Genomic DNA, 8894 nt, shown 5'->3' on the forward strand with positions numbered 1-8894 from the left:
CCATCTTCACCGCGGCATGAATCCACGAGGTGCAGACGTTGTTGGCATCGCCGCTCCACGCGACCGTCTTGCCCTTTATCGGACCCTTCTTCTCTTCGAAGGTCATCAGATCGGCGATCACCTGGCAGGGATGCGAAAGTTTGGTCAGGCCGTTGATCACCGGCACGTCAGCATTGGCGGCGAGGTCGAGCACCATTTCGTGATCGAGCAGGCGGATCATCACGATATCGACATAACGCGACAACACCCGCGCGGTGTCGGCGATGGTCTCCTCGCGGGCGAGCTGCATCTGCGCGCCGGTCAGCATGATGGTGGTGCCGCCGAGCTGGCGCATGCCGACATCGAACGAAATGCGGGTGCGGGTCGACTGCTTGTCGAAGATCATCGCCAGAATGTGGCCTTCGAGCGGTTTGTCGGCATCGGGAACGCCTTTCGGCAGGCCCTTGCGGGCATCCTTGCGCCGCTTGGCCTCGTTCAAAATGGCGACGAGGGTGGCGCAATCGTGGTCGGCAAGATCGATGAAATGTCTAACGGCGCTCATAGCGGGCGGCCTCTATTTGGAATTGGCTTCGAACGACGCGGCGGCTTGGGAGAGTTTCTCCATCGCTTCGCGCACATGCTCTTCGGTGACGATCAGCGGCGGCAGCAGGCGCACGACATTGTCGCCCGCACCGACGATGAGAAGCCCTTGTCGTCGGGCGGCAGTGACGAACTCGACGTTCGACACCTTCAGCTTGAGGCCGAGAAGCAGCCCTTGCCCGCGGATTTCCTCGAACACGCCCGGATGCTCGGCGATCAGCGCACCAAGCTGCTGCTGCATGTAATTGGCGATGTGTTCGACATGCGGCAGAAAATCGGGTTCCAGCGCCATCTCGAGCGCGGCATTGGCGACCGCCATGGCCAGCGGGTTGCCGCCGTAGGTGGTGCCGTGGGTGCCGGCCGTCATGCCCTTGGCCGCTTCGGCGGTCGCCAGGCAGGCGCCGACCGGGAAGCCGCCGCCGATTGCCTTGGCGATAGGCATGATGTCGGGAGTGATGCCGGCCCACTCGTGCGCAAACAGCTTGCCGGTGCGGCCGACGCCGGTCTGCACTTCGTCAAGGATGAGGAGCAGGCCGTGGTCGTCGCACAGCTTGCGCAGGCCCCGCAGGAATTCCGGCGTCAAAACGCGCACGCCGCCCTCGCCCTGCACCGGTTCGATCAGGATCGCCGCCGTGGCCGGTCCGATCGCCGCCTCCACCGCCTTCAGGTCGCCTGGCGGGATGGTGTCGAAGCCTTCCACCTTGGGGCCGAAGCCTTCGAGGTATTTCGGATTTCCGCCGGCCGCGATCGCCGCCATGGTGCGGCCGTGGAAGGCGCCTTCGAAGCAAATGATATGGAAGCGCTCCGGATGGCCGCTGACAAACTGGTAGCGCCGCGCCATTTTCCAGGCGAGTTCACAGGCTTCGACGCCCGAATTGGTGAAGAAGCAGGTATCGGCGAAGGTCACCTCGGTCAGGCGCTTGGCCAGCGTCTCCTGCCCCGGAACGCGATAGAGGTTGGAGGTGTGCCAGAGCTTCCCCGCCTGTTCCGTCAGCGCCGCAACCAAGCGCGGGTTGGCGTGGCCGAAGGCGTTGACGGCAATGCCGGCGCCGAAGTCCAGGTATCGCTGCCCATCCTCGGCGAAAAGGTAAGGACCCTCGCCGCGGACGAAACCGACGTCCGTCCGATTGTAGGTTGGCAGCAATGCGGGAAACACTTGACCCTCCTGACGAGTCGCAATTTGTGGATAAGGAACGGGGGCTTTAGCCGCTTTGCCCCCCCGTCACAAGCAAACTCGTGTCACAAAGCCCAGAGTTGCGCGTATTCCCTTGAGTGCGCTCACGGATTTTCGTGCACAGGCTTTGCGTTTCCGCTGAGTCGTATCCTGTGGACGAAGGGCTTGTGGTCCAGCCCCATGCCTTGTGCGAGGTCCCGGAGCCGCTACGATAGGTGGTGGCAGACGGCCATAAGGAGCACTGCATGACCCAGGCCAATTGGACCGACGACCGCGTCGAACAGCTCAAATCCCTCTGGACCGAAGGCCTTTCGGCCAGCCAGATCGCCCGCGCCCTGGGCGGAGTGACCCGCAATGCCGTGATCGGCAAGGTGCACCGTCTGGGCCTGGCTGGACGGGCCAGCCCCTCCCGGATTGAGCGGCCACGGTTGCCAACAACCCCACGCGTATCGATCCGCCCGCACATCCCGCCGGCACCGATCGTCGAAGAAGATCCGCTGACGCTGGACGACGGCAACTTTGCCACCGTTCTCACCATCAACGACCGCATGTGCCGTTGGCCGATCGGCGATCCCTCGGACAACGAATTCCACTTCTGCGGCCGCAAGCCGAAGTCCGGCTCGCCCTACTGCGAAGCCCATGCCCGCAAGGCGTATCAGCCGCAGCAGCAGCGCCGGGACAAGATCGCGAGCTGATTCGGTCGCTTTCTTCTATTGGGGCCCTCCTCAGTACGAGGGCCCCTGTGCTACTGTTCGCACCATGAAAAAACGCGCCGAAAAACCGACGACGAAGCCTGCTGCATCGGCGGCTTCCAGGGCCGGAGCATTCGCATGAAGAAGAGCGTCGAGAAGCCAAAAGCCAAGACCGCCACCAAGCCGGCGAAGGCCGACGTGCCCCGCAAGGCGGAGCAGAAGGTCATCGCCAGCACGCATGACCCCATGCACAATCTCCTGCGCGGCGCCCACGCCAGCAAGATCTGCCGGTAGCAGGAATTGCCCGTAGTGAAATGACCCGCGGGATCAGATCTCGCGAGGGGGCGCCAAGGCTGCTGCGCGCTTCGTAAATCCATCTTGCCGAAACGACCTGGGTCCCCTCCCCCCACCGAAGCGTAAGCGCTTCAGTGAGCTCGCCGGGGATGACAACGAGAGGTGATCGGCTACGCCGGGACCGGGGTGTCTTCCAGGGCGTAGCCGGCGGAGCGCACCGTGCGGATCGGGTCGGCGGTGCCGTCGATGTTGAGCGCTTTGCGCAGGCGGCCGACGTGGACATCCACCGTGCGCGCCTCGACATAGACATCCGAACCCCACACCGCATCGAGCAGCTGTTCGCGCGAGAACACGCGACCGGGATGCTGGATCAGATGATCGAGCAGTTTGTACTCGGTGGGGCCGAGGTGGACTTCCTTGCCGCCACGGCGGACGCGATGGGCGGCGCGGTCCATCTCGATGTCGCCGACGGTGACGACGTCTTCGGCGAGGCTGGGACGGATGCGGCGCATCACGGCGCGAAGCCGCGCGAGCAGCTCCATCATCGAGAACGGCTTGGTGAGATAATCGTCGGCGCCGGTATCGAGGCCGCGGATGCGGTCCGATTCCTCGCCACGCGCCGTCAGCATGATGATCGGGACGTTGCGGGTCTCCTGCCGGCTGCGCAAACGGCGGCACACTTCGATGCCGGAGAGTTGCGGCAGCATCCAATCGAGCAGCACGAGATCCGGTTTTTCCTCTTCGGCGACGAGCAACGCCTCCTCGCCGTCCATTGCCTCCAATACCCGGTAGCCCTCACGCTCCAGATTGTATCGGAGCAGGGTGACAAGGGCGCTTTCGTCCTCGGCAACGAGCACCGACGGCTTCATGGCTTAATCCTTCTTCTCGATGCGCGCGCTGGCGGTGGTGTCCCCTTTGGGACGCTCAAAGGCGAGATGGCCGCCGGTCACCATGTGGTAGACGACCTCGGCGATGTTGGTGCAGTGATCGCCTGCCCGCTCGACATTCTTGGCGATGAACAGGAAGTGCGTGCACAGCCCGATCGTGCGCGGGTCTTCCATCATGTAGGTGAGAAGCTCGCGGAACAGACTGTTGTACATCTCGTCGATTTCGCCGTCCTGCTTCCACACCAGTTCGGCCGAATCGGCGTCGCGGTCGGAATAGGCATCGAGCACCGCCTTCAGCTGCGCCAGCGCCTGGCCGCCCATGCGGGCGAGGCTTTGCGCCAGACGGATCGGCGGCTCGCGGTTGAGGACGATGGCGCGCTTGGCGATGTTCTTGGCGAGGTCGCCGATGCGTTCCAGCTCGCCGGCAATCTTGATCGCTGCCAGCGTCTCGCGCAGATCGACTGCCATCGGCTGACGCAGCGCCAACACCTTCAGCGCCTGCTCTTCGATCTGCTGCTGCAGCTCGTCGACCTTGCGGTCACCGGCGACGACGCTCTCGGCCTTGGCGGTGTCGCGACGGGCGATCGCATCGATGGCGTCGGCAAGTTGCGCTTCGGCCAAACCGCCCATCTGCGCGACCGCCGAGGCCAATGCCTCGAGCTGCTCGGTGAATGCCCTTACGGTATGCTCTGCCATGACGCCTGCCCGCTCTCTCGTTTCCGGCACCATTCACACCGGCAACGCTATCGGTATGCGATGGTTTTATAACAGTTCCGTGACAGGCACGTCCGCTGCCTTTTTCACCGCCGGCAAAATGATCGTAAACGTCGAACCTTCGCCCAGCTTGCTTTCGATCTGCAGCCGCCCATTGTGCCGGTTGACGATGTGTTTGACGATTGCCAGCCCCAGGCCGGTGCCGCCCCGTTCCCGGCTGCGCTTCACATCGACGCGGTAGAAGCGCTCGGTCAGCCGCGGGATCGCCGCTTGGGGAATGCCTTCGCCGTCATCCTTAACCGCCGCCACGACCTGAGTCTCGGGCCCGCGCCGGCCGGGACAGGCTTGTTGGCGCAAGGTGATCTTCACTTCGCCGTTGTCGCGACCATACTTGATGGCGTTGTGGATCAGGTTCTGGAACAGCTGCACCAGCTCGTCGCGCTCGCCGGCGATCGGCGGCAGCGGCTCGGGACACTCAACGACGATGCGCATGCCATCGGCCTTGGCGAGCGGGGTCAGCGCCGCCGACGCCTGTTTCACCACCGCGTCGAGCGCCACCTCGCTGCGCGGCGGCACATGCTCGTTGAGTTCGATTCGGGTCAACGACAACAGGTCTTCGATCAGCCGGCGCATGCGCTCGGCTTCCACGCCCATGATGTCGAGGAACTTGTCGCGCGCCTCGACGTCGTCGCGGGCCGGGCCCTTCAGCGTTTCGATGAAGCCGGCGACGGCGGCCAGCGGCGTCCTCAATTCGTGGCTGGCATTGGCGATGAAGTCGACCCGCATCTGTTCGATGCGCTTCATGGCGGTGAGGTCGTGCATCAACAGCATCACAACCGACGGGTCGCTCGACACCCTTGCAGTGAACGCCTGATAGCTGCGCTCGATCGGCACCCGCACCGAGAATTCGATGGTCAGCGGCTCGCCAGTATGGGCCGTGCGCGCCAGGGCTTCCAAAATCGCCGGATTGCGCATCACCGCGGCGACATGCTTGCGCTCGATGCCGACGCCGATCACCTCGCGCATGGCGCCGTTGGCGAACAGCACGCGATCGCCGCCGTTGACCAGCATCAGGGGATCGGGCAACCGCTCCAGCATTTCGCGCGCCAGCGGCGACAACACGGCCAGATCGGCGGGCACCGGAACTTCGGCTGCCGCCCGAGGCTGGCGCCGCTCGCCGATTCCCGCCGAAATTGCCGCCACGGCCACGACAATCACGCCGCCAGCGAGGCCACGCAAGCCCATCCACGCGTACAGCACGGCGCCAGCGACCAACGCCGCCACCACCGACCACAAGACGCGCCGAAGCTCTGCCCAGAACGCGGCGTCCTTGTTCATTCCGTACACCGCATATTGATTCGCACTGTCTGATATCATAGTCGCAATTTGGCCCCGAACTGCGACGGTTCGGTTACGGAGGGCGGAATAAGTCAACGAATTGCGGGAAATACGAGGGGGGCGCTACGGCCGCGCCGCAGGCGTCAGCGTTCGGCGTCGTGGGCCCACAGATGCTGCGCCGCATAGGCCCGCCACGGCCGCCAGGCCTCGGCCCGTTCAAGCAGCATCGCTGGGGTCGGCCGCGTGCCGTCTGCCGCAACGGCCCGCAGCAGCGCCACATCGGCAGCGGGAAACGCATCGCCATCGCGCAACGCCCTCAGCGCCCAGTATTGCGCCGTCCACGGACCGAAGCCGGGCAATGCCCGCAGCCGCGCCACCGCCTCGTCGGGTCGGCCGCGAGCGTCCAGCAGCGTCGGATCGGCTTCGGCTGCCAGTGCCAGCGCGTGCAGCGATTTCAGCCGCGCGCCCGGCATGCCGAGCCCGGCGATGTCGCCAGCGGCAACCCGCGCCGGCGTCGGGAAGAGAGCTGTGAGGCGCTCATCACCAGTGACCTCGGCGGCAAGACGCGGCGTCGTCAGCGCCACGAGTTTGCCCGCCAGCCGCCGCGCCGCGACCACCGTCACCTGCTGGCCGAGGATCGCGCGCACCGCCATCTCGAAGCCATCCCAGCCGCCCGGTGCCCTAAGACCCGGCCGCTTGGCGATCAGCGGCGCCAGGACATCGTCGCCTTTCAGATGCGCCCCAATCGCGGCGACATCGGCATCGAGATCGAACAGACGGCGCAGCCGCGCCACGATGCCGAGCAAGGCGCGCACATCGGCGAAGCGGATCGTCGCCTCCAGCACGCCGCGACCGGGCACCACCGACACGCTGCCGTGAACAGCGCCGATCTCGATGGTGCGGGCGTAGCGGCCGGGCTCGGCGATTTCGACGCCGTCCACTGCGCGCGCGGCGAGAAATGCGACGATGCGATCCCAATCATAGGGCGGGCGATAGCCGAGCTTGACGGTGACAGCCGAAACGGGCTTGCGGCGACGGCGAAGCTCGCGCGGGGCGCAACCACAAAGCTTGACGAACGCATCGTTGAAGCGGCGCACGCTACCGAATCCGGATGCTTCCGCAATCACGCTCATGGACAGCGACGAGTCCTGAATCAGCTGTTTGGCAAACAAAACCCGCCGCGTCTGCGCCACCGCAACCGGCGGCGCGCCGAGATGCTGATCGAACAGACGCCGAAGCTGGCGCTCGCCGATACCGAGCTTGTCGGCGAGCGTCGCGACACCCACTTCACCATCGAGACCGCCCTCGGCGATCAACGCCAGCGCCCGCGACACGGTGTTGGAGGTGCCGCGCCACGCCGCAGCATCCGGCGAAATTTCCGGACGGCAGCGCAGACAGGGGCGGAATCCGGCTGCTTGCGCCGCCGCGGCGCTGGCGAAAAAGCGGCAATTCTCGGCCTTCGCGGTACGCGCCGGACAAATCGGGCGGCAATAAATCCCGGTCGACGCGATGCCGACAAACAGCTGCCCATCCAACCGCGCATCGCGGCTGGCGAGCGCCCGGTAGCAGACCTCGAACGGCGGCAAATCCATGGCCGCAACTATGCCTCAAATGTCACGCCGCGTCTGGCCGTTTTCGGACTCCACAGCCGCGCGCGCCCTAAGCGGTTGACGGCGACTGCGGCGGCGGACTAGCACTTCCTGACGTGCAAGGTTTTGGGAACGCGAAAGCGGCTGCCCCCGCAACTGTACCGGCGAGGACGCTTCCACAGGCCACTGAGGCGAAAGCCTTGGGAAGGCGGAAGCGGATGAAGACCCGGTAGCCAGGAGACCTGCCTTGCGCCGTCGTCCTGTTTTCGGCCGGGGTGTGCCGGGAGCTGCGGGGGAAACCGTCGCGACGACAGAAGTGGAGTCGTCGCGGGTGAACACTCGGAATCCATCGTTCGATTCGAAGCGGGTTTTCCCGCGTGCCGACTCTTGGCTCATACCAGGAGACCCTCATGCGTAATGTTTTGCTTTTATCCGTATCCCTGATCGCGCTCGCACCCGCCTCGGCCGAGACCGTGGTCGTCAGCGCCACGCGCACGCCTGAAAATCTGGAAGTCACCGGTTCGTCGGTGTCGATCATCAGCGCCGATACCATCGCCCTCAAACAAACCACGGTGCTGAGCGATGTGCTCGGCTCGGTGCCCGGCGTCACTGTCGTGCGCAACGGCGGCGTCGGCCAGTCCACCTCGCTGCTGGTGCGCGGCGCCGAAGCGGGTCAGACGCTGATGCTAGTCGACGGCATCCGCCTCAACGATCCCAGCTCCACAACCGGCTTCGCGCTGGTCGGCGACGTGCTCGCCAACGGCATCGACCGCGTCGAAGTACTGCGCGGGCCGCAATCCACCCTCTATGGCTCCGATGCCATCGGCGGCGTTGTCAACATTCTCACCACCCGCGGCGGCGCCCCGACCTTAAAACTTGAGGCCGAAGCCGGTTCGTTCGACACCGTGCATCTTAATGCCGCCGGCAGCGGCACCGTCGGTGATTTCGAATTCGGCGCGGCGGCGAATTACTACCTCACCAATTCCGTCTCGGCCGCCGATGCCCGCAACGGCAATCCCGAGCCCGACGGCTATCACCACGCCGGCGTCACCGGCAACGTGCGCTGGAATGCGAGCCCGTCGGTGAGCGTCGATGCCCGCGTCTATTACACCTATGCCCGCGACAGCTACGACGGCTATCCGCCGCCGAACTATACGTTCCAGGACACCCACCAGTACGGCGATAACGAACTTCTCGCGTTCTATGGCGGCATCAATGCCAGCGCCTGGGACGGGCGCTTCACCAACCGGCTCGCCGTCATCCATTCCGACAGCGACCGCACGACCTACGACACGGTGCAGGATTTCTACGGCAAGGGCGGCGCGACGCGCTTCGAATACCAGGGCGGACTGAAGCTCGACGCCCGCAACGAACTCACCTTCGGCGCCGAAGACCAGCGCACCAGCCTCAACACCGAGAGCCAGTACGACGCCGCACCAACCAGGGGCGTGGACCGCAGCGATGGGCTCTACGCGCAATGGCAGAGCGAAATCGTCACCGATCTCACCGTGACCGGCGGCGTCCGCTACGATCACGACCGCGAATTCGGCGATCATAACTCGTTCAAGCTGGCGGCCGCCTATCAGCTCGGCGATGCCACGACGCTGCGCGCCAACATCGGCGACGG

Annotated in this window: 9 protein-coding genes and 1 riboswitch; of the genes, 3 read left to right on the plus strand and 6 right to left on the minus strand. The window is 65.1% G+C overall.

The features are described 5' to 3' along the window. Positions 1-541: Rossmann-fold NAD(P)-binding domain-containing protein (locus AC1P6P_RS08855; protein WP_481402076.1), on the minus strand; the 541-nt coding region annotated here is incomplete at its 3' end. 12 nt (positions 542-553) lie between these two features. After that, positions 554-1735, minus strand: a complete 1182-nt coding sequence (locus tag AC1P6P_RS08860; RefSeq protein ID WP_481402077.1) for an acetylornithine transaminase — start codon at positions 1733-1735, stop codon at positions 554-556. A gap of 263 nt (positions 1736-1998) precedes the next feature. Between AC1P6P_RS08860 and AC1P6P_RS08865 the strand changes: the two genes are divergently transcribed. Beyond that, entirely contained in the window at positions 1999-2448 is a 450-nt protein-coding gene (locus AC1P6P_RS08865) for a GcrA family cell cycle regulator (protein ID WP_481402078.1), read from the plus strand. A 135-nt stretch (positions 2449-2583) separates the two neighbouring features. Next, a complete protein-coding gene (locus AC1P6P_RS08870) occupies positions 2584-2739 on the plus strand; it encodes a hypothetical protein (protein ID WP_481402079.1) in 156 nt (51 codons plus the stop codon). Between the two features lie 170 nt (positions 2740-2909). On the opposite strand, the gene phoB is transcribed toward AC1P6P_RS08870, so the two are convergent. The 4 genes from phoB to AC1P6P_RS08890 form a co-directional block, all read right to left on the minus strand. After that, the gene (gene phoB / locus AC1P6P_RS08875; RefSeq protein ID WP_481402080.1) at positions 2910-3608 is read right to left on the minus strand and encodes a phosphate regulon transcriptional regulator PhoB; all 699 of its coding nucleotides are present in this window, start codon (positions 3606-3608) and stop codon (positions 2910-2912) included. A gap of 3 nt (positions 3609-3611) precedes the next feature. Beyond that, positions 3612-4322, minus strand: a complete 711-nt coding sequence (phoU, locus tag AC1P6P_RS08880; RefSeq protein WP_481402081.1) for a phosphate signaling complex protein PhoU — start codon at positions 4320-4322, stop codon at positions 3612-3614. 66 nt (positions 4323-4388) lie between these two features. Then, on the minus strand, positions 4389-5678 hold the full coding sequence (locus AC1P6P_RS08885; RefSeq protein ID WP_481402082.1) for an ATP-binding protein: 1290 nt from the start codon (positions 5676-5678) through the stop codon (positions 4389-4391). Between the two features lie 143 nt (positions 5679-5821). After that, complete coding sequence (locus AC1P6P_RS08890; protein WP_481402083.1) at positions 5822-7270, minus strand: AlkA N-terminal domain-containing protein; 1449 nt, start codon at positions 7268-7270, stop codon at positions 5822-5824. 102 nt (positions 7271-7372) lie between these two features. After that, positions 7373-7531, plus strand: a riboswitch (cobalamin riboswitch). Between the two features lie 146 nt (positions 7532-7677). Between AC1P6P_RS08890 and AC1P6P_RS08895 the strand changes: the two genes are divergently transcribed. After that, positions 7678-8894 (plus strand): TonB-dependent receptor plug domain-containing protein (locus tag AC1P6P_RS08895; RefSeq protein ID WP_481402084.1); only part of this gene is annotated, 1217 nt, incomplete at its 3' end.

The organism is Rhizomicrobium sp. (genome assembly GCF_056722145.1).

Excerpts from the sequence above, each read along its gene's own strand:
- AC1P6P_RS08865 (WP_481402078.1), top strand. The coding sequence starts at position 1,999 with ATGACCCAGGCCAATTGGACCGACGACCGCGTCGAACAGCTCAAATCC.
- AC1P6P_RS08870 (WP_481402079.1), top strand. The coding sequence starts at position 2,584 with ATGAAGAAGAGCGTCGAGAAGCCAAAAGCCAAGACCGCCACCAAGCCG.
- phoB (WP_481402080.1), bottom strand. The coding sequence starts at position 3,608 with ATGAAGCCGTCGGTGCTCGTTGCCGAGGACGAAAGCGCCCTTGTCACC.
- phoU (WP_481402081.1), bottom strand. The coding sequence starts at position 4,322 with ATGGCAGAGCATACCGTAAGGGCATTCACCGAGCAGCTCGAGGCATTG.
- AC1P6P_RS08885 (WP_481402082.1), bottom strand. The coding sequence starts at position 5,678 with ATGAACAAGGACGCCGCGTTCTGGGCAGAGCTTCGGCGCGTCTTGTGG.
- AC1P6P_RS08890 (WP_481402083.1), bottom strand. The coding sequence starts at position 7,270 with ATGGATTTGCCGCCGTTCGAGGTCTGCTACCGGGCGCTCGCCAGCCGC.